Annotated in this window: 20 protein-coding genes and 1 pseudogene; 20 read left to right on the forward strand and 1 reads right to left on the reverse strand. The window is 47.6% G+C overall.

Going from position 1 to position 22,954, the window contains the following annotated elements:
• The first annotated feature begins 72 nt into the window (after nt 1–72).
• The 14 genes and pseudogenes from ltrA (at nt 73) to OGM16_11500 (ending at nt 18,008) form a co-directional block, all read left to right on the forward strand.
• On the forward strand, nt 73–1,872 hold the full coding sequence (ltrA, locus tag OGM16_11435) for a group II intron reverse transcriptase/maturase (GenBank protein ID UYJ48447.1): 1,800 nt from the start codon (nt 73–75) through the stop codon (nt 1,870–1,872).
• A gap of 91 nt (nt 1,873–1,963) precedes the next feature.
• Nucleotides 1,964–3,418 (forward strand): annotated as a pseudogene (locus OGM16_11440) (ATP-binding protein).
• Between the two features lie 33 nt (nt 3,419–3,451).
• Entirely contained in the window at nt 3,452–6,130 is a 2,679-nt protein-coding gene (locus OGM16_11445) for a peptidoglycan DD-metalloendopeptidase family protein (GenBank protein UYJ45435.1), read from the forward strand.
• Between the two features lie 18 nt (nt 6,131–6,148).
• Entirely contained in the window at nt 6,149–6,394 is a 246-nt protein-coding gene (locus OGM16_11450) for a DUF4315 family protein (protein UYJ45436.1), read from the forward strand.
• Nucleotides 6,384–7,496, forward strand: a complete 1,113-nt coding sequence (locus OGM16_11455; protein ID UYJ45437.1) for a DUF4366 domain-containing protein — start codon at nt 6,384–6,386, stop codon at nt 7,494–7,496. The genes OGM16_11450 and OGM16_11455 overlap by 11 nt, the downstream gene beginning before the upstream one ends.
• Nucleotides 7,497–7,685: 189 nt before the next feature.
• Nucleotides 7,686–8,141 carry an IS200/IS605 family transposase gene (tnpA, locus tag OGM16_11460; protein UYJ45438.1) on the forward strand — a complete coding sequence of 152 codons (456 nt, stop codon included), beginning with the start codon at nt 7,686–7,688 and terminating at the stop codon, nt 8,139–8,141.
• 365 nt (nt 8,142–8,506) lie between these two features.
• Nucleotides 8,507–8,962, forward strand: coding sequence for an IS200/IS605 family transposase (gene tnpA, locus OGM16_11465; protein ID UYJ45439.1), 456 nt, complete (start codon nt 8,507–8,509; stop codon nt 8,960–8,962).
• Nucleotides 8,963–9,177: 215 nt separating this feature from the next.
• Nucleotides 9,178–14,088 (forward strand): class B sortase, encoded by a 4,911-nt coding sequence (srtB, locus tag OGM16_11470; protein UYJ45440.1) that lies wholly within the window; start codon nt 9,178–9,180, stop codon nt 14,086–14,088.
• A gap of 62 nt (nt 14,089–14,150) precedes the next feature.
• On the forward strand, nt 14,151–14,633 hold the full coding sequence (locus OGM16_11475; GenBank protein ID UYJ45441.1) for a hypothetical protein: 483 nt from the start codon (nt 14,151–14,153) through the stop codon (nt 14,631–14,633).
• Nucleotides 14,634–14,821: 188 nt separating this feature from the next.
• Nucleotides 14,822–15,439, forward strand: coding sequence for a DUF6088 family protein (locus tag OGM16_11480; protein UYJ45442.1), 618 nt, complete (start codon nt 14,822–14,824; stop codon nt 15,437–15,439).
• A complete protein-coding gene (locus OGM16_11485) occupies nt 15,436–16,434 on the forward strand; it encodes a nucleotidyl transferase AbiEii/AbiGii toxin family protein (protein UYJ45443.1) in 999 nt (332 codons plus the stop codon). The genes OGM16_11480 and OGM16_11485 overlap by 4 nt, the downstream gene beginning before the upstream one ends.
• Nucleotides 16,435–16,493: 59 nt before the next feature.
• Nucleotides 16,494–16,835 carry a hypothetical protein gene (locus OGM16_11490; GenBank protein ID UYJ45444.1) on the forward strand — a complete coding sequence of 114 codons (342 nt, stop codon included), beginning with the start codon at nt 16,494–16,496 and terminating at the stop codon, nt 16,833–16,835.
• Nucleotides 16,836–16,890: 55 nt separating this feature from the next.
• The gene (locus OGM16_11495) at nt 16,891–17,598 is read left to right on the forward strand and encodes an FAD-dependent thymidylate synthase (protein UYJ45445.1); all 708 of its coding nucleotides are present in this window, start codon (nt 16,891–16,893) and stop codon (nt 17,596–17,598) included.
• On the forward strand, nt 17,595–18,008 hold the full coding sequence (locus OGM16_11500) for a deoxyuridine 5'-triphosphate nucleotidohydrolase (GenBank protein UYJ45446.1): 414 nt from the start codon (nt 17,595–17,597) through the stop codon (nt 18,006–18,008). The genes OGM16_11495 and OGM16_11500 overlap by 4 nt, the downstream gene beginning before the upstream one ends.
• A 119-nt stretch (nt 18,009–18,127) precedes the next feature.
• On the opposite strand, the gene OGM16_11505 is transcribed toward OGM16_11500, so the two are convergent.
• Nucleotides 18,128–18,442: a helix-turn-helix domain-containing protein gene (locus OGM16_11505; GenBank protein ID UYJ45447.1), complete on the reverse strand. Its 315-nt coding sequence runs from the start codon at nt 18,440–18,442 to the stop codon at nt 18,128–18,130.
• A 149-nt stretch (nt 18,443–18,591) separates the two neighbouring features.
• Here OGM16_11505 and OGM16_11510 point away from each other — a divergent pair, with 149 nt between their 5' ends.
• The 6 genes from OGM16_11510 to OGM16_11535 all read left to right on the forward strand — a co-directional run bounded on the left by OGM16_11510 (nt 18,592) and on the right by OGM16_11535 (nt 22,944).
• A complete protein-coding gene (locus OGM16_11510; protein UYJ45448.1) occupies nt 18,592–19,101 on the forward strand; it encodes a DUF1273 domain-containing protein in 510 nt (169 codons plus the stop codon).
• A 65-nt stretch (nt 19,102–19,166) separates the two neighbouring features.
• Nucleotides 19,167–19,292 (forward strand): DUF3789 domain-containing protein, encoded by a 126-nt coding sequence (locus tag OGM16_11515; protein UYJ45449.1) that lies wholly within the window; start codon nt 19,167–19,169, stop codon nt 19,290–19,292.
• Nucleotides 19,293–19,295: 3 nt separating this feature from the next.
• Nucleotides 19,296–21,404, forward strand: a complete 2,109-nt coding sequence (locus OGM16_11520; GenBank protein ID UYJ45450.1) for a DNA topoisomerase 3 — start codon at nt 19,296–19,298, stop codon at nt 21,402–21,404.
• Nucleotides 21,401–21,784: a hypothetical protein gene (locus OGM16_11525; protein UYJ45451.1), complete on the forward strand. Its 384-nt coding sequence runs from the start codon at nt 21,401–21,403 to the stop codon at nt 21,782–21,784. Before OGM16_11520 ends, OGM16_11525 begins: the two co-directional genes overlap by 4 nt.
• Nucleotides 21,785–21,789: 5 nt before the next feature.
• Nucleotides 21,790–22,158, forward strand: coding sequence for a cysteine-rich VLP domain-containing protein (locus OGM16_11530; GenBank protein ID UYJ45452.1), 369 nt, complete (start codon nt 21,790–21,792; stop codon nt 22,156–22,158).
• A 153-nt stretch (nt 22,159–22,311) separates the two neighbouring features.
• Entirely contained in the window at nt 22,312–22,944 is a 633-nt protein-coding gene (locus tag OGM16_11535; GenBank protein ID UYJ45453.1) for a hypothetical protein, read from the forward strand.
• Nucleotides 22,945–22,954: the final 10 nt, after the last annotated feature.

Below are 22,954 nucleotides of genomic sequence, written 5' to 3' on the forward strand. Positions count from 1 at the left end.
GATACGAACTTAGAGAGGCAACCAAAGCAGCAAAAACTGCGAAATGCCGAATATTACGATATGCAGGATGTTATGGATAAGCTATATGAAGAATCCTGCAAAGGAAAATCATTCCATAATCTAATGCACCTTATTACCAGTGAGAACAACATACTTTTAGCGTTCAGAAATATCAAAAACAACAAAGGCTCAATGACTAAGGGAACAGACGGCAAAACAATTACACAGTATAAAGGGTGGTCGGAAGAACAGTTTGTCAAATACTTTCAAAATAAATTTGCAAACTATCACCCCAAAAGTGTTCGCAGAACAGAAATTCCAAAGGTCGGACAGCCTGGTAAAATGCGTCCGTTAGGTATTCCCTGTATGGACGACAGGATTATACAGCAATGTATTATCCAAGTATTAGAACCGATATGTGAAGCAAGGTTTCATGCTCACAGTTATGGTTTTAGACCAAATAGGTCGGCAAGCCATGCCATTGCAAGGGCACAATCTCTGATGAATGTCAGCAAGCTGCACTATGTTGTAGATGTTGATATAAAGGGATTCTTTGACAATGTAAACCATGGCAAGCTGCTCAAGCAAATGTGGGCAATGGGCATACGGGACAAAAGTCTCATCTGCATAATCGGCAAAATACTGAAATCTGAGATTAAGGGAATTGGCAGACCAGATAAAGGAACGCCACAGGGCGGTATCATCAGCCCGTTGCTCTCAAACATTGTTCTGAACGAACTCGATTGGTGGTTGAGTGACCAATGGGAAACCAAAAGCACAAGATATCCCTATACGCACAGTCACAAATATGAAGCCTTGAAAAAGTCCAACCTCAAAGAATTTTTCTTCGTGCGTTACGCCGATGATTTTAAGATTCTCTGTAGAGATTACAAAACAGCAAAAAAGATATTCATTGCTGTAAAAGAATGGCTTTGGGAAAGACTGGGGCTTGAAATCAGTCCGGAAAAATCCAAAATCACAAATGTTCGCAAAAAGAAAACGGATTTTCTTGGCTTTGCATTGTATGTGACGAAAAAGGGTAAGAAGTATGTGTCTAAAAGTAATATTTCGGAAAAAGCGAAAAAGACAATGAAAACCAAGCTCAAAGAGCAAATCAAAGTAATTCAGCACGATACATCACCCCACCAAGTAAGCCAGCTTAATTCAATGATTCTTGGTATGCACAATTATTATAATTCCGCTACAGGGTGCAGTCGTGATTTTCGAGAAATCAATTTCGTTGTCAGCAAGAGCCTGAAGCATAGGCTTAGAGTGAAAACCAAAAAGGTTAAGCGAATTAAAAATAATAAATCGCTATTGCCTGAAAAAGTGCCAAAATCCAAAACGTATCAGAAATTCTATGGTAGTTATAACGGAAAGCCGAAAGTCGTGGCAGGTGTACATATCTTCCCGATTTATGGCTGTAGGTTTGTTTCTCCGAGAATGTTCACACGAGAGGTTAATAAATATACTCCACAAGGCAGACAGCTTATACACAAAAATCTGTCTACCGTTCAACACTTAATTCAGTATCTTTTGGAAGCAAAAGATTACGGAAAATCTGTGGAATACAATGATAATCGTATTTCACTTATGGCAGGACAAAATGGAAAATGTGCAATAACAGGAGAACCACTCTGTATATTTGACATGGAATGTCATCATAAAAAGCCCCAAAAGCTAGGTGGTACGGACGAATATAAAAACCTCATGTGGGTAAAAGCGGATGTACATAAACTTATCCATGCTACAGAAGCAGATACGATTGCAAAATATCTTGATATTCTCAAACTTGATGACAAGGCACTGAAAAAGGTTAATTCTTTAAGACTATCAGCAGGAAATTTAGAAATAGTAGCTAACGCAAACTAGATTTTGTTGGAGCGCCGTGTGCGGGGAAAGCTCGCACGCACGGTGTGGAGTGGGGGAAAATTCGGAGATAATTTCAAAGAATTACCTATCACTATACATCATTCCCACCGACCTTGCCACCTATGGAGAAGAAGCCAAAAATCTTTTGCAGGATTTACAGAGCCGCAATGAGCGCATGTTCCTTGTGACGGTACTGGTGGAAAATATCGCTGCCAAACGCCAAAAGCTGTTCAATGATATTTTTGCCGCTTCGGGTGTGGCACAGAAATACAACTGTGCCTTAAAACGGCTGGATTACCAGCAGGAACAGGGGCTTATGTCCTCGCTTGCTCTTGGTACGAACCAGATTGAGATTGAGCGCGGGCTTACGACCAGCAGCACAGCGATCTTTGTACCGTTTACCACCTGTGAACTGTTCCAGGAGGGCGAGGCATTGTATTACGGCCTGAACGCCCTTTCCAATAACCTGATCATGGCGAACAGAAAAACGCTGAAAAACCCCAATGGGCTGTTTCTCGGTACCCCAGGAAGCGGCAAATCTTTCTCTGCCAAGCGTGAGATCGTCAATGTGTTCCTTCTGACGGAGGACGACATCATTATCGCCGACCCGGAAAATGAGTATGGGCCGCTGGTACAGCAGTTCGGTTCCCAGGGGCAGGTCATTGATATTTCCCCTACTTCCACGAACTACATCAACCCGATGGACATCAATCTGGACTATTCCGATGATGAAAACCCGATCACTTTGAAAAGTGATTTTATCCTGTCGCTGTGTGACCTTATCATCGGCGGCAAAGAAGGACTTTCCCCCATTGAAAGGACGATCATCGACCGTTGTACCAGACTGGTGTACCGGGAATACCTGCAGGACCCGTGCCCGGAAAATATGCCGATCTTAGGTGATCTTTACGAGCTGCTTTTGAAACAGTCTGAACCGGAGGCACAGAATATCGCAACGGCGCTGGAAATCTATGTCAATGGTTCCCTTAACGTGTTCAACCACCGTTCCAATATCCAGATGGATCAACACCGGGTACTGTGTTTCCAGCTTAAGTCACTGGGAAAAGCCTTAAAGGAAATCGGGCTTTTGATCATGCAGGATGCGGTGTGGAACCGTGTCACGGCCAACCGTTCCAAACATAAAACAACCTGGTTCTATATCGACGAATTCCATCTTCTTTTGAAAGGGCAGACAGGAAGTTTCAGCGTGGAGATCTGGAAACGCTTCCGTAAATGGGGCGGAATTCCATCAGGTTTAACGCAGAATGTCAAGGACCTTCTGGCTTCCCGTGAGATCGAAAATATTTTTGAGAACTCGGACTTTATCTATATGCTCAACCAGGCCCAGGGAGACCGTCAGATTTTGGCAAAGCAGTTGGGAATCTCCCCGCACCAGCTTTCGTATGTGACCCATTCCGGTCCCGGCGAGGGGCTTTTGTTCTTTGGAAATGTGATCATCCCTTTTGTGGACCACTTCCCGAAGGACACACTCTTGTACAGCGTGCTTACCACAAGACCGGATGAAGTAGCGGGGACCAAAGCGTGAGACAAAAATTAAAATGGATCGGAGGTGAGAACAATGGCACACGACAGGGAATTTCAAAGGAGGCGCAAAGATACCCGGATGCCGGTGCGTGATTCCCACGGGGAGGATCAACCGGCAGCCAGGCAGACCGAACAGGATTTTGACCTGCGCAGGGCACGGGACACCCCTTCTTCTGTCAACGGCAAGACACACAGGCAGGACATCCCTGTACAGACGGAATTTTCCCATCTGTCACCGGAAACACCGGCGTCCTTGCTGGAACAGGGCGAAGCGTATGCAACCGCTTTGGATGGTTTTTCGGAACACTTTGAGACACCGGATGCTACCAGGACAGCGCCCCCGATACAGGACAACGTGCGAAGCAATTTCCGGCAGGAGGCTTCCAGGCGTTCTTTTGTAACAGAGGATGTGACAGACCATGATACCGGAAAATATGCTCCTTCTTCCGAAGGCTCAGCCCCACCGAACGGCACAGACAGATCCGGTCAGGAACACCGTTACCGGACACACCAGCATGGGAACAAATATCAGCAGCGTTTTCAGGAAGCGGCACAGGCGGAGGAACAGGCAGCGCAGAAGGAAAAGGGTATGGATAGCGAACCGCCGAAAACATCCAAGCTGGAATTTACTGCGGATGAACTACCGCTGGAGACAAAGGATAAAAAGCTCACCCATGCAAGACGGAAGGCGGAACGGACTGCACAAAAAGCAGAGCAGGCGCAAAATCGTCTACCTGCCCGGAAGAAACTGCGCATGGAGACGGTTTCCGACCCGGAGACCGGAAAAGCCAAAAAACACTTAAAATTTGAAAAGGAGGTCAAATCCCAAAAGGTCCATGTAAAAGGACCTGTACCCCTGCGTCCGGTCAAGGCGGGCGCCAATACTGCCATTGGTTACGCTCATAAAAAGATTTATGAGGCAGAGGATGAAAATGTGGGCATCAAGGCAGCCCACCGCTCTGAACTTGTGGGCGAGGCAGGGCTTCGCACGGCATATCACCGGCATAAAACTGCCCCCTACCGAAAGGCAGCGAAATTACAGCAAAAATCAGCAAAAGCAAACGCAAGACTTGCTTACCGGCAGGCTCTTAGCGACCACCCGGAGCTGAAGAAACATGCGATTGCCCGGATATGGCAGAAACAAAAACTGAAAAGGCAGTATGCCAAGGCTGCCCGTGAAGCCGGGAAACAGGCAAAAAATGCCGCAGTCGCAACAGAGAGGGTCAGCGTCGGTATTGTCCATGCGGTCAAACGGCACCCTGTAATCTGCCTTGTCCTCCTGCTTCTCCTTTTGGTAATTTTCCTGATCACATCCCTGTTTTCCACGTTCTCCAATATCGGGACCGGCGGTTTGGGAAGTCTGGCTGCTTCTACCTATCTTGCAGATGATCAGGACATCAACCAGGCGGAGCTTACCTATACCGAATGGGAAACGGATCTGCAAATGGAAATAGACCGGGTGGAATCAGACCGCCCCGGCTATGACGAATACCGGTATAACCTGGGCGCAATCGAGCATGACCCGTATGTGCTGATGGGGTATCTGACTTCTGCTTATCAGGGATTTACTTACGATGAAGTGGAAAGCGTGCTGCGGCAGCTTTTCCAGGAACAATATACCCTGTCCTTTTCAGAAGAAACCGAGATCCGTTACCGCACCGAAACTTCCGTTGATCCGGAAACCGGGGAAGAAACCCAGGAGGAAGTGCCTTATGAATGGCGCATCTTAAATGTCAAGCTCACAGTCACACCTCTAGAAAACCTGGTCGTTTCCCGGATGAACGCAGACCAGAAAGAGATCTGCGAGATCCTGCTGCAGACAAAAGGAAACCGCCAGTATGTCAAAAATGTCTTTGGCACCAACTGGCTCCCTTATGTGACCAGTTATTACGGCTACCGGGTACATCCCATCAGTGGGGAAAAGAACTATCACACCGGTGTGGACATCGGGATGCCGGAGGGCACAGAGATCCTTGCCGGGCATGACGGAACGGTCACCCTTGCGGGAAATGCCGGCGGTTATGGCTTGTGTGTCGCTATTGAAGGCGAGGCATACGAAGGACATACCCTGACGACCAAATACGGGCACTGTTCCCAGATCCTTGTTTCTGCCGGGCAGGAGGTCAAAGCCGGGGATGTGATTGCAAAGGTCGGGAATACCGGAAATTCTACCGGGGCCCACCTGCACTTAGAAGTCCTGGTTGACGGCCAGTATTTGAATCCCCTGTATTTTGCCGATACCGGCGATACCAGCGAACGGCACCTGCCGGAAGTTGGTTCAGGCGGCACAGGAAACTACTTCGATTATGATATTCCACCGGAAGCCCTTGCGGATGAACAGTTTGCCGCAATGATGGCCGAGGCGGAAAAATATCTTGGCTATCCGTATGTATGGGGAGGCGCAAGCCCTTCCACTTCCTTTGACTGTTCCGGCTATGTGTCCTGGGTGATCAACAACTGCGGCGTTGGCTGGAATTTCGGAAGGCTGACCGCGGATGGTCTTTTAGGTGTATGTACGCCGGTATCAAGTGCGGATGCAAAACCGGGCGACCTGATCTTCTTCCAGGGGACCTACAACACCAGCGGCGCAAGCCATGTAGGGATCTATGTGGGAAATGGAATGATGATCCACTGTGGAGACCCGATTTCTTATGCAAACATCAATACAAGCTACTGGCAGCAGCATTTTTATACATTTGGGCGTCTGCCTTAACAGATTGGAGGTAATAAATTGAATCCTAAAATTGAAAAACTGGAAAAGGAAATTGAAAAGACCAAAACAAAGATTGCGGAAATGCAGGCAAAGCTCCATAAGCTGGAGGAACAGAAAACAGAGCTGGAAAATACCGATTATGTAGCGGTGGCGCGCAGTTTCAAACTGACGCCCCAGCAGCTTGCGGATTTTTTGAAATCACAGCAGGCAGCCCCTTCGGAAACTGTTTTACCGCAGGAGAAGGAGGATGTGCATGAGGCTTAAAAAACTTTCCCTGCTGCTGGCGCTTACGCTTCTTGTAAGTGTCAGCGCATTACCTGTAACGGCTCATGCCGGCGGTTCCAAAGACACCACACCGCCAACGCTGACTGCTTCCATGGAGGGCGATGCCCTGAAAATAGAAAGCAGTGACGATCTATCCGGCGTGGAGGCGGTCTTTGTTGATGAAAACCGTATCAACTCCCTCACCGACGGGAAAGCGTCGGTCGCACTGAAAGATTATGCCGGAACAGAAAAACAGGTAAGCATATACGCAAAAGATTATGCCGGCAACCGTTCTGATGTGGTAAAGCTGGATAATCCGTATTACAAAGAACCGGCTCCTGAAAAGAAACCTGCTACGACAGCACCCCAGAGTCCGTCCGGTACACAGACAAAACCGCCTAAGGAAGAAAAACCTTCCGGCTCAAACGCTGCAACCCCTTCCGGCGGCGGAAATTCTTCCGGTTCAGATAACAGTACCGGACAGCAGGAAAATATTTCTGCGATCCCGGAAGGTGCATTTACCCCGGAAGGCACCGGAACGGTACAGGACAACATCAGCGGTACGGATGGGGAAAAACAGTTTTACACCATCACTACGGACGCGGGCAATGTCTTTTATCTGGTGATCGACGGGAAACGGGAAGATAACAATGTCTACTTCTTAAACGGCGTCACAGAGTCCGACCTGATGGCACTTGCAGAAAAGAACAATGGCAGCATGAGCATGATCCCCCAGGAAGAAAGCTGTAACTGCACAGAAAAATGTGAGGCAGGAAAGGTTAATACCGGCTGTCCGGTCTGCAAAAATGACTTAAATGGCTGCAAAGGAAAAGAAAAGCCGGCGGAAACTGAAAAACCGGCAGAACCGGAAAAGCCGAAGAAAGAAACCGGCAGCGTCGGCACGATCCTGTTTATCCTTGCTGCCTTACTTGCGGTCGGCGGGATCGGTTACTATGTAAAAATCGTGCGTCCGAAACAGCAGGCCGAGGACGATGCGGAATTTGAGGATGACGGTTATGGCGAAGGCTTTGACCCGGATGAGGCATACGGGGAACCGGAATATCTTTCCGAGGATGATTTTGACGACAAGGACAGCAAATAAGGCTGTCCTTTTAGATTATGGACTTTAGTCTGTTGAGCCCATTGGAGTTTTTCGTTGTTCCGAAAAATGGAGATGGGCGAAACAATAAACCACCCGCTATGCGGGTGCGCGTCGATTGTTATACAAAAAATCACCTTTCCGTTTACAATAGAGTTGTTCAGGCTGTATTGCAGAAAGGAAAGGTAATTTATGGCGAAGAAAGAAAATTCACTTGCGCATATGAAATGGATGTGCAAATATCATATCGTCTTCACACCTAAGTATAGACGAAAAATAATTTACAATCAATACAAAGCGGATATAAGAGATATTATAAAACAATTGTGTAGTTATAAAGGTGTTGAAATTATTGAGGGTCATCTAATGCCAGATCATATCCATATGTTAGTAAGTATTCCGCCAAAGATAAGTGTATCATCATTCATGGGATATTTAAAAGGGAAAAGTGCGCTTATGATATTCGATAAACACGCAAATTTAAAGTATAAATTTGGAAATCGTCATTTCTGGGCAGAAGGATATTATGTTAGCACAGTAGGATTAAATGAGGCTACAATAAAAAAATATATCCAAGAGCAGGAAAAGCATGATATAGCAATGGATAAGCTAAGTGTAAAGGAATATGAAGACCCTTTTAAGGGTTAATGCCAAGTAGTAACAATACCCTTTAAGGGGTAGCGACGAGTCAAGAGCAATATGGCTTGAACGGAGCTGTGGGAAGGCTGTGTAAACAGAATTCCCACAGTCTAAAGAGAAAGCCAGCGCCTTGAGACGCTGGCCTAGTAACAAGGGCTTATAGCCCTAGTGCAAACCACCCGTTGGACGGGTGGTTATGATTATGGACTTTAGTCTGTTGAGCCCATTGGAGTTTTTCGTTGTTCCGAAAAATGGAGATGGGCGAAACAATAAACCACCCGCTATGCGGGTGCGCGTCGATTGTTATACAAAAAATCACCTTTCCGTTTACAATAGAGTTGTTCAGGCTGTATTGCAGAAAGGAAAGGTAATTTATGGCGAAGAAAGAAAATTCACTTGCGCATATGAAATGGATGTGCAAATATCATATCGTCTTCACACCTAAGTATAGACGAAAAATAATTTACAATCAATACAAAGCGGATATAAGAGATATTATAAAACAATTGTGTAGTTATAAAGGTGTTGAAATTATTGAGGGTCATCTAATGCCAGATCATATCCATATGTTAGTAAGTATTCCGCCAAAGATAAGTGTATCATCATTCATGGGATATTTAAAAGGGAAAAGTGCGCTTATGATATTCGATAAACACGCAAATTTAAAGTATAAATTTGGAAATCGTCATTTCTGGGCAGAAGGATATTATGTTAGCACAGTAGGATTAAATGAGGCTACAATAAAAAAATATATCCAAGAGCAGGAAAAGCATGATATAGCAATGGATAAGCTAAGTGTAAAGGAATATGAAGACCCTTTTAAGGGTTAATGCCAAGTAGTAACAATACCCTTTAAGGGGTAGCGACGAGTCAAGAGCAATATGGCTTGAACGGAGCTGTGGGAAGGCTGTGTAAACAGAATTCCCACAGTCTAAAGAGAAAGCCAGCGCCTTGAGACGCTGGCCTAGTAACAAGGGCTTATAGCCCTAGTGCAAACCACCCGTTGGACGGGTGGTTATGATTTTATGAAAGTGAGGATTTTTTCATGGAACATATCATAACCAGACGCCGCGGCTTTCGCAAGCTGTTGGCGTTTTTGCTTTGTATGGCAAGCATTTTGGGGCTTCTTCCGGCTCAGGCTTTTGCCATGTCTGTCGGACAGACGGCAAGCTCCTGGCTGGGCGACCAGTATGTGGGCTCTGATGGGAACCACTACCGTGCCCCGGCGCCTTACACCTATCTTGCATACCATGCAGACGGAACCATCGATGTACACACCAGTTCCGGGGGCAATGCTTACCGGCACTATATGCTGACGGATTCTGACGGGATCAGCCACCAGGTTTACTGTGTGGAGAGCGGGATTCCTTACCATACTTCGGAAAATACCTATGTTTCGGAAAGCGGGACCAACAGCCAATACCTGAACCTGCTTCCTGCCGAGGCAAGGAGGGGGATCACCCTGACTGCGATCTATGGCTGGAAACCCGGTGCGGCGCTCCCTGTTTCCGGAATCAACGAGGATGACTATAAGATGGCAACCCAGATCATCCTTTGGGAATACCAGCAGCAACTTAGAAGCGATCCGTACAGCCGCCACGGAAACGGCCACGCAGACGCCGACCAGTATTTCAGCGTGATCGCCGGACGACCGGCAGAAAAAGCCTATGACTGGATTCTTGCACAGGTCGCTTCCCATTCCACAGTACCTTCCTTTACTTCTTCTAAGAAAAGCGAAGCACCGGAACTGGAACTGAAATGGGATGTAGAAAAAAAGGTCTATACCCTGACGGTCACAGATACCAATAACTTGAAGATCGATCTGGAGGCTTTGAAAGGCAGCGGCGTTTCTGTGACAAGAAACGGAAATGAATACACCTTTACCAGCAGGCAGATGATGATGGACCCGGTGCTGTTTGAATTCCGAAAGAATATCCCGGTGGCAAACGACATGCTGATCTGGGGCAGACCCGGCTACCAGACCATGATGACCGGCGCCAGCGATCCGGTTTCCTTCTTTGTAAAATTCAAAACGGAAACTTACGGTACCGCAAAACTTGTCAAGACCAGTGAGGACGGCATTGTTTCCGGTATCACCTTCCATATCTCCGGTACGGACATTTTGGGAAATGAAGTCAATGAGGAAGTTACGACCGGAGAAAACGGCCAGATTGAAAAGAAGCTCCTGCCGGGAACCTATCTGGTAAAAGAACTTCCGGTGGACCGCTATGTGACCCCTTCCGCACAGTACGTGACCATTGAAAGCGGGCAGACTTCTTCGGTACATTTCAGCAATATTCTGAAGAAATTTCGCGTCCATGTGGTAAAGAGTGATGCTGACACCGGAAATGCTCAGGGGGATGCCACGCTTGCAGGGGCGGCCTATGGGATCTTCCGTGATGGCGAACTGATCGACACTTATACTACCGGACCGGATGGCAGCTTTATGACCCGCTATTATGTATGCGGGGATGGCTGGACGATCCGGGAAATCGAACCGAGCACCGGGTATCTTCTGAATGAAACCATTTATGAAGTGGGTGCATCCCCTTCCCTGTATGAAGTGGAACTCAATACCACAGAAAATCAGGTGACGGAAACGGTTATTTACGGAAATATCCAGCTTGTCAAGCACACCGATGACCTGGACCCGGATGTGCCTGAGGGCGAAAATACCGACGATCCCAATGCTGGTATCATCGAACGCCCGGAAGCAGGCGCAGTCTTTGAAGTTTACTTAAAGGCAGCCGGGAGCTATGACGCGGCAAAGGAAAGTGAACGTGACCTTCTTACCACGGATGCGGATGGTTTTGCTTCCAGTAAACCGCTTCCTTATGGACATTATACGGTCCATCAGATCGCAGGCGAGGAAGGCAAAGCCTTTGTCCCGGACTTTACGGTATTCATTTCCTCTGACGGAAAGACTTACAGCTATATCCTGAACAACCGCACCATCACAGCCCGTCTGAAAGTTGAAAAATGTGACGCAGAGACCGGAAAGATTATCCCTGTGACCGGAACCGGTTTTCAGATCAAGGATCTTTCCACCGGGGAATTTATCACCCAGACCGTCTACTATCCGAACCCGGAAACACTGGATACCTTCTATGTTTCTGACGAGGGCTGGCTGATGCTGCCGGAGCCTTTGGCCGCCGGGGATTATGAACTTTATGAGGTGGCTGCCCCTTATGGCTATGTGCTTTCCGATCAGCCGGTACCGTTTACCATTGACGGCAGCGAGGCGGTTGTGACGGTCACTCAGTACAATATGCCGCAGAAAGGCCAGCTTACCATCACAAAGACCGGAGAAGTATTTGCTTCTGTCCAGGAAAACGACGGACTGTACCAACCGGTATATGAGGTTGCCGGACTTCCTGGAGCGGTCTATGATGTGATCGCAGATGAAGATATTTATACCGGTGACGGTACCTTGCGGGCAGAAAAAGATACGGTTGTGGAAACACTTACGACCGGCGAGGACGGCACAGCGAAAAGCGGGTCTCTCTATCTTGGCCGTTATCGTCTGGAGGAACGTCAGGCGCCTTCCGGCTGTGTGTTGAATCCTCAACCGGAATATGTGGAACTGACCTATGCGGGTGAGACCGTAGAGGTTACACAGACAGCGGCCGGTCTTTATGACGAACGCCAGAAAGTGGATGTCACACTTTTCAAGGCAATGGAGACCGATGACCTGTTCGGTCTTGGCATGAACGAGGAATATAAGGATATTTCCTTTGGACTTTATGCTTCCGCAGACCTGACGGCGGCAGATGGCAGCGTAATCCCGGCAGGTGGACTTCTGGAAGTGGTCTCTGTTTCGTCTGAGGAATCCGGCGGTTACAGCGCTTCCTTCGCTTCCGACCTGCCTTTTGGCAGCTATTATGTCAAGGAACGCACAACCAACGGCGCCTATATCCTTTCGAATCAGGAATATCCGGTTGTCTTTGAGTATGCTGGTCAGGAAACCGCCCTGGTACAGATCCTTGTCAATGAAGGCGAGGCTGTTTCCAATGAACTTCTCCGTGGGCGTGTAGACGGTGTAAAAGTCGGGGAAAACCCGGAAGGCGGCGAGGATGTCACGCTTGCCGGTGCGCTCATGGGTCTGTTTAGACCTGATACCGAAGAATTTACTGAAGAAAATGCGCTGCTTACTGCTATTACCGGAAAAGACGGCAGTTTTTCCTTTGAGAACATTCCTTACGGACACTGGATCGTCAAGGAGATCTCTGCCCCTGACCTTTATACGGTAAGCCCGCAGCAGCACCATGTATATATCGGTGCAGACGGACAGCATATCGAGATCCGTGTGGAAAACACCCTGATCCGCGGCAGTGTGCAGGTAACTAAAACCGAAGCTGTGGAGGAACCGTCCCCTGTGGAAAAGGAGGATAAGAAAGACAAGAATTCTTTCCTGCGCTTCCTGCCCGGTGCAGTGTTCGACCTGTATGCGGATTCCAACGCCAACCAGGAATATGATCCTGACGATCAAAAGATCGGTACGCTGAAAGAAACCGATGCAGGCTATCATACGGCGGAAAACCTTCTGGCTGGCGGCTACTTTATCAAAGAAAGCAAAGCGCCGGAGGGCTATCAGCCTGACTCAAACGCTTACTATTTTTCCATCACAGAAGATGGACAGGTCGCAGTTGTGGAAAATGGAGAAGCCGGGCACGGATTTACCAATGAGGCTTACCGCGGCAACTTAAAGATCACAAAGGATTCCAGCGACGGGCGCAAAGATGGTTTTGCCATCGAGGTTAAGAGTGCGGACGGCTCCTACTGCGAGACATTCACCACTCCAAAATCCGGCGTGATTGAAGTTAAGGGCCTTCGTGTCGGTATTTATACCGTAACAGAAGTTGCAAACCGGGCAAGCAAGGATTACATCATTCCTGATGCCGCTACGGTGGAGATCAAGGCAGATCAGACATCTACGGTCCAGTTCTTTAATGAAAAACCGGAAAAGCCGGATAACCCAAAGAACCCGGAAAAGCCTTCTGTTCCCTCCAATCCTTCCACCCCTCAAAAGCCGGTACCGCAGACCGGGGATGATCCGTATATTTTCCTGTATGGCGGACTGCTGGCAGCCGCACTGATCGGCGGCAGCGTATTTGCTGTGTATTATTTCAAAAAGGGAAAATACAGCAGGACTTCCCTGAAAAGAACGGCTGTCGGGGTTTCTGTCCTTTCACTCTGCGTTCTGGTGGCTCTTGGCAGCGGTTTTTTGGTGTTCCGTGACTTGAACCAGTATGCTGAGAGTAAAGATGCCTATCGAGATCTTGCCGGATATGTGGAAGTACCGGAGCAGACAGCTTCCCCGGAGTCGGCACCCGATCCGACAGAACCAAAACGGGACGATGCCGATATTGTCCTGCCTTCGGTAGACTTTGAAACGCTCCGTGAAAATGGACCGGACATCATCGGATGGCTTTCCCTTCCTGATACGGTGCTCAATTATCCGGTAACGCAGACCGACAACAACGAATATTACCTGAACCATCTTTATGACGGAACCTATAACAAGGTTGGCTGCCTGTTTGCCGATTATGAAAACCGGGCAGATTTTTCAGACCGCAATACGATCATTTATGGTCATAATATGCGGGATGGTTCCATGTTTGCGCTGCTGAACCGGTACGATGAACAAAGTTACTTTGATGCTCACAGGCAGATGTATCTCGTTACTCCGAAGGGTGGTTATGTCATGGAGATCTTTGCGGCTTTTGCAGCAAAGCCGGAAGAATCCGGCAGTGAAACTTCTCCCTGGCAGCTTTCCTGGAAGGATGACGGTGCTTATACTACCTGGCTTACAGCTATGAAGGAACGTTCTGCGGTGGAAAGTGATGTGACTGTGACCTGCAGCGATAAGGTACTGACCCTTTCTACCTGTACGCCGGGCGGCACAGGACGCTTCCTTGTCATGGGAAAACTCGTGAAAGTAGATAACGAAATATAGATTTTAGACGGTGCGGGGGCAAAAGCTCCCGCACCTGCTGTTTACAAGGAGGATTTTATTTTATGGTAAATACCATTATTTCCATTCCCGGCTATGTCCATCTTTACCGCTCACTTTTGCGGTTTTACGACATGCCGGAAAATGAAGTCCGGGAAATGCTCTATCTTCTGAATACGGCAAACCTGGACTGCTACGAGTATTATCACCCGGACCGCAGTGTGATCCAGAGCGGACCGGTCGCTTTTTGCGGATGGCTGGAAACGAAAGACTGCCGCCCTTACCGCACAGAGGTACAGCTTTACAAGTCGCTGCTGTTTTTGAAGCGCAGCATTGACCGTGACCTGATCGTATCAGCTCAGAGGGAGGCTCTGCAAACCCTGCGCTGTATCATCTCCAATCTGGAATACCGCTTTTATAAAGCCTATGGCATGGAGATCGAGGACAAACGCACGGTCTATGGGGAATGTACCTACCGTCTGGTTCCAAGGGAGGACGAACCCAGCGTGTGCCTGATGCACGACTGGATCTACCTGCCGAGTGCTTAAAATGTCCCGAATAATACACAATATTCGGGACAAAATGAGAATACGATAGTTCCCATCTCCTGATATAGAATTTGAAACTGATGTATAAATTCTGTTCTATGTGGAATACTATTGCTAAAACTCTTGAAGCCTATTGAAAATTTGTCCCGAATAATATATAATATTCGGGACAAAAGGAGGTGAGCAATATGGCAAATGGCTATTCCAAACAGATTCAGGAGCAGATAAAAGCAGCGGCGGAAGGAACTATTTTCATCAGTTCTGATTTTGCGGATATTGCCGATACGGAAACCATAAGACGGAACTTAAACCGGCTTACACAGGCAGGTATGCTTCGCCGCATTTTGAAAGGTGTTTATGAAAAACCAAAATATAGCAAACTTCTGGATGAATATGTGGCGGCAGACCCGGAAGCGGTGGCGAACGCATTGGCACGAAGTTATCACTGGACGATTGCCCCATGTGGGAATACAGCATTGAACCTGTTAGGTCTTTCAACACAGGTAACAGCAGTATGGTCCTATATCAGCGATGGTCCATATAAGACCTACGAGTGGAACTCTACAAAGCTGGAATTTAAGCACCGGACCAATAAAGAGATTACCGGATTGTCCTATATGACAAGTTTGGTTATACAGGCATTAAAAACGCTTGGCAAATCGAATGTTACGCCAGAAGTCATACAGATGCTTTCCGAAAAACTGACAGACAAAGATAAACAGGCTTGTTTGAAGGAAGCAACAGAGTCTACGGATTGGGTTTACGATACGATACGGCAGATTTGTGGAGGTGAAAAGGTACAATGAGAAATATAGCAAGACTTTCAGATAACGACCGCAGGGAACTGTTCAGAAATACAGCAGATAAAATGGGGCTGAATGATGCCATCGTGGAAAAAGACTTTTGGGTATGTTTTACGCTGGATTATTTATTTCACCGCTCACCATGGAAAGAGTCCATTACCTTTAAGGGCGGTACCAGCCTTTCAAAAGCCTTTCACCTGATCAGCCGGTTTTCAGAAGATATTGATTTGATTCTGGACTGGCGTGTATTGGGATATGGCAAAGATGAACCATGGGAGAAACGTTCCAATACAAAACAGGATGCTTTTAACAAAGAAGCCAATGTGCGTGCAGAGGTATTTCTGTCCGAAACATTCTGCCCGGCAGTCAAAGCCGGCTTATCCCAGGAAATCGGTTGTGAAGCAAATGTCTACATAGATGAAAAGGATAAACAGACGGTCATTTTCGCCTATCCGCACCTTTTTACGAATACGGCGACTTTACAGGTGATCCGTTTAGAGATTGGTGCGCTGGCAGCGTGGACTCCTGCAAAAACAGCGCTGATCGAACCATACGCGGCAAAATATTATCCGAAGATTTTTGAGCAAAAAGAAACCGCAATCCTTACCGTTGCCCCGGAACGGACCTTCTGGGAAAAAGCCACAATCCTGCACCATGAAGCGAACAGACCGGAACATTTGGAAATGCCGCAGCGGTATTCCAGACATTATTATGATCTCTACCGCATGGCTGCAACACCGGTCAAAGAAGCTGCTTTTTCCAGGCTGGATCTCCTGAAGAAAGTTGTAGATTTCAAAATGAAATTCTATCCCAGAGCATGGGCGAAGTACCCGGAGGCTGTGCCGGGCACATTAAAATTACTCCCGCCGGAATATCGGTTCGCAGCATTGGAAACGGACTATAACTCTATGCAGGATATGTTGTATGGGGATATTCCGACATTTGAGACAGTCATAGCAGCGGTCCAGGAACTGGAAAAAGAGATCAATACACTATAAACAATTACATATCCATTTATTTGCCGGCTATTCTAAGATGCTTTAGAATAGCCGGTTTCTTGTTTTCAAAGGAGGGATGCTATATTACGCAAAATGAAGTCAATGCCGTTTTTGACGAACAGGTGCGGCTCTGTGCTGATACCTTGAAACGGAAAACCAAAGAATACACCGGGGATGATCCGGACCGGCTGGGTGCATTTAAGGCAGCGGCAGCTTTACAGCACACAACGCCCCAGCGTGCCCTTGCCGGTATGCTGGCAAAGCATATTGTTTCTCTATACGATATGTGCTTTGCCGAGGAAACAGTTTATCCGATGGACACATGGGACGAAAAGATCACAGACAGTCTTAACTATCTGTTCTTACTGAAAGCGATTGTAAAGGAGGGACATACCAATTAAACAGATTGAAGTAAAAATTTTGAACTGCCAGGCGGTAGCGGAAGCAGAAAAAAACATGGTCTTTGCGGCAAGACTTACCCAGCAGGGACATAAGATTGCCTCAATGGACGACCTGATGGAGCTCTACGAAAAATCATTCAGCGTTCAGACAGTAGCAGCTATGGGGGCGCTTCCCCATCCTACCATCCAGAAATTTGCGGTGATCACGGTAGCCATTGTCGGCGCCAGCAGGCGTTTTCTGGCGCAGATCACCCGCCACCAGAACGAAGTAAAATTTATGAGTGCATCGCTGCAGTACAGCAACTATACGGGACAGGCGGATTTCGCTGTCCCGTATTCTATTATGACGGCTCCGGCTGTGGTACAGGAGCTGTACTTAAAAAGTTGTAATGAAAGCATGAAATGTTATGAAGCCCTGTGCACTGCCGGAAGCGGGCACGATGCGGCCGGCTATGCCACGCCCCAGGGATTACGGAATGTACTGCTCATCAGCGCCACCCCTTATCAGTGGAAACATATCATCGGCCAGCGGGTATGCCGAAGAAATACAGATGAAACAAGGATCGTGCTGTTAAAGGTCTGGAAAGAACTTTATGACCTAAGCCCTGCCTTGTTTGCCCCGTCACTGACCGGGCCTTTCTGTCAGTTGGATCGATGTCTGGAAGGGAAAATGACCTGCGGGCGAAAACTGCAGGCAGATATGACGCCAGAGGATATTTTAGAAAAAGACTATCCCGCTCTTTGGAAAGGAGGCTGCCGATGAAAATAAAACTAATCGATTTTGGCGTGCCGGAGCACCAGCGTCCTTACCGTCCTCATGGCAATGATGCCGGAGCAGATGTTTATCTGCCCTATGACTGCACCTTACAGCCCGGAGAAATCGCCAAAATTCCTTTGGGTTTTGGACTGGAAATACCGGATGGGTATGCGGGATATATCTTTCCCCGTACCAGTATGGCGGTAAAAGGTCTGGTCTGTGAACTGCCGCCTGTGGATTCCGGCTACCGAGGAGAGATCCATGCGATCATCAGCAATGTAAGCAATCAGGCGCAGTCTCTTTTTAAGGGAGCCCGTATCGGGCAGCTTGTGATCACGCCGACTGTCATTGCGGATTTTGTAACAGATCTGGGAACAGAGCGAGGAACCGGCAGCTTTGGCAGTACCGGCGAATAGAAAAAGGCTGTTTGGGGAACAGTTTTTGAATACTTATCGGTATAGGGAGCGGACATTTCGAGAACATTATAAAATATAATAAAGAAAGTCACGAAAAAAGCGGCCATTACCGTGACCGCCTACTTTCTGCTATTGAGTTCTTTCATAATACCAAGGATATATTGCATGGATTGAGGATCAAGCTGTCTTGCCTCTGCAATGAATTCCTTCAAGGTTTCCGGGTAAGTATTTCCTTCGTCAAAGAATTCCTGCGGAGTCACACCCAGATATTCGCAGATGTAGAAAAAAGACTGCATAGCGGGAAGTGACTTTTTATTCTCAATATTATTGATGTAGTTGTTTGCCTGACCTAACGATAAAGACATATCGCGTGCGGAAACTCCTTTCTGTGTCCGCAGCTTCGCTAATCGTTCCGGGACAAAATCTTCATACATCGCCTTCACCTCCCATTCTGTAATAGATTGTACCTTACACCCCTTTATTATCCGCAAAGAGAAAAAGGGTATTATCGTTGACTTGATAAATAAAATCTATTACTATGTGAAAAGTGAAGAAATTTACCTATCAGATGGAGGGATGACCGATGAAAGGAAAGACTTGCTGTGTTACCGGACACAGGGATTTGCCGCAGAATGAGATCAACAAAATAAAAGCCGCTTTGGAACATGAGATCGATGCTGCCGTTACAGATGGATTTACCTGTTTTATGAGTGGCTTTGCAGATGGCGTGGATCAGTATTTTGCAGAGCTGGTGTTGGAAAGAAAGCAGACTAATCCGGCGCTGGAGCTGATCGCAGTGATCCCTTACCGCAAACGTCTGGACAGCCTGAATAAGAAAACAAGAACCCGTGAACTGCTGGAGGCTTGTGCGGATGTTGTTGTCATACAGGAAAAATATCTCCCAAGCGTCTACTCCCACAGAAACCGCTATATGGTGGAGCACTCCGACCGAGTGATCGCTGTATATGACGGACGGGAAACCGGCGGTACGGCAAAGACGATCCGCTTCACCCATCGGATGAAAAAGGAACTGCGGGAAATCCCGGTTGGAGAGATCGTCCTGCCGGATCACTTGAAACCAAAAACAAAATAGATACCTGTTGATGCGCTCACTTTGAAGTGGGCGTTTTTCTTTACCCATTTTTAGGAGGAATGCTTATGTGGAACCTGATTTCACATTTCCTTACCTTTGCCGGAGGAATGGCTTCCGGCGTTATGTTGATGTGTCTTATGCAAACCGGAAAACTTGCGGATAAAGAATGTGAAACTATGAAGGAGGAATAAAAATTGAAACTTGTGATTGCAGAAAAGCCCTCTGTTGCTATGTCACTGGCAGCAGTATTAGGCGCAACGGAAAGAAAAGACGGTTATCTCGAAGGTTCCGGTTATCTGGTGAGCTGGTGCGTGGGACATCTTTTGGAACTGGCACAGCCGGAGGCTTACAAAGAACAGTACGCCAAATGGCGGTATGAGGACCTTCCGATCCTACCGGAAAACTGGAAATATGAAGTTCCAAAGGATAAGAAAAAGCAGCTTGCCCTTTTGTGCCGGCTGATGAAGGACAAACGGGTTGATTCTGTGGTATGCGCTACGGATGCCGGGCGTGAAGGAGAACTGATCTTCCGTCTGGTCTATGAATATGCCGGATGTAATAAGCCTATGGAACGCCTTTGGATTTCCAGTATGGAGGATGCGGCGATCCGTGAGGGTTTTGACCATCTCCGTCCCGGCAGTGATTACGATAAACTCTATGATGCGGCAGTATGCCGGGCAGGAGCCGACTGGCTGATCGGGATCAATGCCACCCGGCTTTTTTCTGTCCTGTATGGTGTCACACTAAATGTCGGCCGTGTTATGTCACCGACGCTGGCACTTTTGGTACAGCGTGAGTCGGATATTGAATCCTTCATCAGCAAGCCTTTTTATGTGCCGGAAATCACCTGCGGAGGTTTTACTGCTTCCGGCGAAAAAATGACGGAACGATCCGAGGCTGAAAAAATCCGTATGGACTGTGACCACAACTCCGCTTTTGTGCGTTCTGCGGAAAAGCAGGTAAAAACTATACAGCCTCCCCGCCTTTATGACCTTACAACTCTGCAAAGGGAATGTAACCGTATTTATGGCTATACGGCTCAACAGACCCTTGATTATGTGCAATCTCTCTATGAAAAGAAGCTGGCAACCTATCCGAGAACGGACAGCCAGTATTTGACGAAGGACATGCAGGCAACCGCCGCTTCCCTGATCCTATGGCTGCGTGACAATATGCCCTTTGGAAAAGGCTGCGCCGGAGAGCCGGACATTGACCGGGTAACAGACGACAGCAAAGTGACCGACCACCATGCCATCATCCCAACTGTGGAGATTGCACGGACAGACCTGTCGGAGCTTCCTTCCGGGGAGCGGGATGTGCTTACCCTGCTTGCCGTCAGACTGCTTTGTGCCACAACGCAGGCAAACCGGTTTGAAGCGGTCACCGCTATGTTAGACTGCCAGGGATATACTTTTACGGCAAAAGGAAAGACCATCTTACAGTCCGGCTGGAAAGAGGTGGAACGGATTCACCGTATGAGTATCAGGCAGAGTGAAACGGAACACAGAGAAAATGAAGATGCCGCTCTCCCTGTGCTGAAGGAAGGACAGACTTTTGAAACTGTGTCAGCAAGTCTCCGTGAAGGGAAAACTTCACCGCCGAAACATTATACGGAGGACACACTGCTGTCCGCTATGGAGACTGCCGGTGCGGAAGATATGCCGGAAGATGCCGAGCGTAAAGGATTGGGTACTCCGGCTACCCGTGCGGCAACACTGGAAAAGCTGGTTTCTGCCGGATTTGTACAGCGAAAGAAAAAGCAGCTCATTCCTACGGAAAAAGGAAAGAACCTGATCGCAGTCCTGCCGGACAATATCAAATCTCCCATCTTAACTGCAGAATGGGAATCCATGCTGAAACAAGTGGAACATGGCGAACTGTCGGCAACATCTTTTATGGATCAGATTGCAGATATGAGCCGGACGCTGGTAAAAGAACATACTACCCCGGAAGAACGTTTTGCGGATCTGTTTCCTTCTTCCAAAGGAACTGCACACGAAGCCGTGGGGGTATGTCCCCGCTGCGGTGCCCCGGTATTTGAAGGAAAGAAAGGTTTTTTCTGCGGCAACAGGGAATGTTCTTTTGCTCTTTGGAAAGATAACCGTTTCTTTTCCAGCAAGAAAAAATCTATCACAAAGTCTGTGGCAGCGGCTCTTTTGAAAGAGGGCCGCATTTCTATGTCCGGGCTTTACAGTGAAAAAACAGGAAGGACCTATGATGCGGAAGTGATCCTGGATGATACCGGCGGTAAATATGTGAATTTCAAGCTGGAATTTCCCGTAAAGAAAGGCAGGCGCAAATGATTGATCGAAAAACCTTTGAATATGGAGGTTATCACTTCACGCCCATACGAAAATTTTACAAAAAAGAAGGCGACTTTTTCGCCATATCGAAACGGCTGGCAAGTGACCCCAACTTAGGGCTGTGTACCTATCAGGAGCGGCAAAAGGTACCCTTTGATTATAGAGGGTTTTATGCTGTTTCAACTGACAAAGAATGTGATATTTTCCGCTGCGAAGAAAATGGCTTGTTGTATGTACCGGGAAAAAACGAACTTTTTATTTACCATGAACCAAAACAGAAAAAGCGGAACTCTATCGCCGATGCCCTTTCACAGTCCAGGAATGTTACTGATGCAACCGGAATTTCCGGCGGCAGACAAAGCAGTGACCCGGAAAGGTAGGCATTATGGCAGAGAGGGAATTAAAACGCTCGGAGCAGTCTGCAATCCGAAAGCTGGTTACAGAGCTTTGCGCCAACTATGACTCTCAGGATAAGATCTGCCTTCCCCTGGACAGCCCTTGCTACATGCTGAATAAATGGTGGACCGGTGCTTATTGCCGGTACTTTGAAAAAGCGGTGCTGCCGGTGGATGCAGCACTGGAATCAGCCATTACCGGCGAGGACACCTCCATGAGACAGAAAATATGCCCTGTGTGTGGAAAATCATATCTTCCTATAACCAGCCAGGCATATTGCTCCGATGCCTGCCGGGTCTATGCAAGACGGAAATCCGAGCGGAAACGCAAACGCCGGCAGCGGCAAAACCAACCATGATATGTCCGCAACTTAGCCCCAAAAGTCCTTGATTTTCAATGGCTATTCGCATCTGTTTTTAAGGGAGCTGTATAAGAATACTCCGGTGCTTTGAAATGAGGTTAAGTTGCGGACAAAACTTATATTTTAACAAAAACGATAGGAGGCGATTTTTTGAATATCAACACGATTACTGCAGAGGATCTTCGCCGTATGCCGGATAAGGAAGGACTGATTTTACAGGGCTGCGGCGGAGATCTGACAGAATGGGTGGACGGGATCAACGAAATGCTGACAAATGCAGGCATATTGAAAGATGGCAGCCAGTTTGAAAATGTGTTTGCTTTTCAGCACGGAGAACTGACCTGTCTGCTTTACCCTTTTGATGATGTGAAACTGGATATAGGGAAACTTGCCCTGTGGCGTTTACAGACCCATGAAGTCTATGGCGGCACATGGCTGTCGGACTTTGTGCCGAATTATTTAGGCGGATTTATAGAAACACCGGAACCATTGGCAGATAAACCGGACTGCCCTCTGATCGGAGCAGATGGGAACATTTTTAATCTGCTTGGTATTGCTTCCCGTACTTTGCGGGAGCATGGTCTAAAAGAACAGGCAAAAGAAATGTCTGACCGGGTATTTGCTTCCGGCAGTTATGGAGAAGCGCTCTGTATCATTGGCGAATATGTCAACATCACAGATTCCGAACCGGAGCATAAGAATTCTCTCCGTCAGCAGCTAAAGGCAACAAAACCGGCAGACCCAGTAAAAAAGCAACAAACTTCCAAACAGCAGGAACGATAAGGAGGGATGC

It is taken from the genome of Lachnospiraceae bacterium, assembly GCA_025758065.1.
GTDB lineage: Bacteria > Bacillota > Clostridia > Lachnospirales > Lachnospiraceae > Enterocloster.

Excerpts from the sequence above, each read along its gene's own strand:
- ltrA (UYJ48447.1), top strand. The coding sequence starts at position 73 with ATGGATAAGCTATATGAAGAATCCTGCAAAGGAAAATCATTCCATAAT.
- OGM16_11445 (UYJ45435.1), top strand. The coding sequence starts at position 3,452 with ATGGCACACGACAGGGAATTTCAAAGGAGGCGCAAAGATACCCGGATG.
- OGM16_11455 (UYJ45437.1), top strand. The coding sequence starts at position 6,384 with ATGAGGCTTAAAAAACTTTCCCTGCTGCTGGCGCTTACGCTTCTTGTA.
- tnpA (UYJ45438.1), top strand. The coding sequence starts at position 7,686 with ATGGCGAAGAAAGAAAATTCACTTGCGCATATGAAATGGATGTGCAAA.
- tnpA (UYJ45439.1), top strand. The coding sequence starts at position 8,507 with ATGGCGAAGAAAGAAAATTCACTTGCGCATATGAAATGGATGTGCAAA.
- srtB (UYJ45440.1), top strand. The coding sequence starts at position 9,178 with ATGGAACATATCATAACCAGACGCCGCGGCTTTCGCAAGCTGTTGGCG.
- OGM16_11475 (UYJ45441.1), top strand. The coding sequence starts at position 14,151 with ATGGTAAATACCATTATTTCCATTCCCGGCTATGTCCATCTTTACCGC.
- OGM16_11480 (UYJ45442.1), top strand. The coding sequence starts at position 14,822 with ATGGCAAATGGCTATTCCAAACAGATTCAGGAGCAGATAAAAGCAGCG.
- OGM16_11485 (UYJ45443.1), top strand. The coding sequence starts at position 15,436 with ATGAGAAATATAGCAAGACTTTCAGATAACGACCGCAGGGAACTGTTC.
- OGM16_11495 (UYJ45445.1), top strand. The coding sequence starts at position 16,891 with ATGGTCTTTGCGGCAAGACTTACCCAGCAGGGACATAAGATTGCCTCA.
- OGM16_11500 (UYJ45446.1), top strand. The coding sequence starts at position 17,595 with ATGAAAATAAAACTAATCGATTTTGGCGTGCCGGAGCACCAGCGTCCT.
- OGM16_11505 (UYJ45447.1), bottom strand. The coding sequence starts at position 18,442 with ATGTATGAAGATTTTGTCCCGGAACGATTAGCGAAGCTGCGGACACAG.
- OGM16_11510 (UYJ45448.1), top strand. The coding sequence starts at position 18,592 with ATGAAAGGAAAGACTTGCTGTGTTACCGGACACAGGGATTTGCCGCAG.
- OGM16_11515 (UYJ45449.1), top strand. The coding sequence starts at position 19,167 with ATGTGGAACCTGATTTCACATTTCCTTACCTTTGCCGGAGGAATGGCT.
- OGM16_11525 (UYJ45451.1), top strand. The coding sequence starts at position 21,401 with ATGATTGATCGAAAAACCTTTGAATATGGAGGTTATCACTTCACGCCC.
- OGM16_11530 (UYJ45452.1), top strand. The coding sequence starts at position 21,790 with ATGGCAGAGAGGGAATTAAAACGCTCGGAGCAGTCTGCAATCCGAAAG.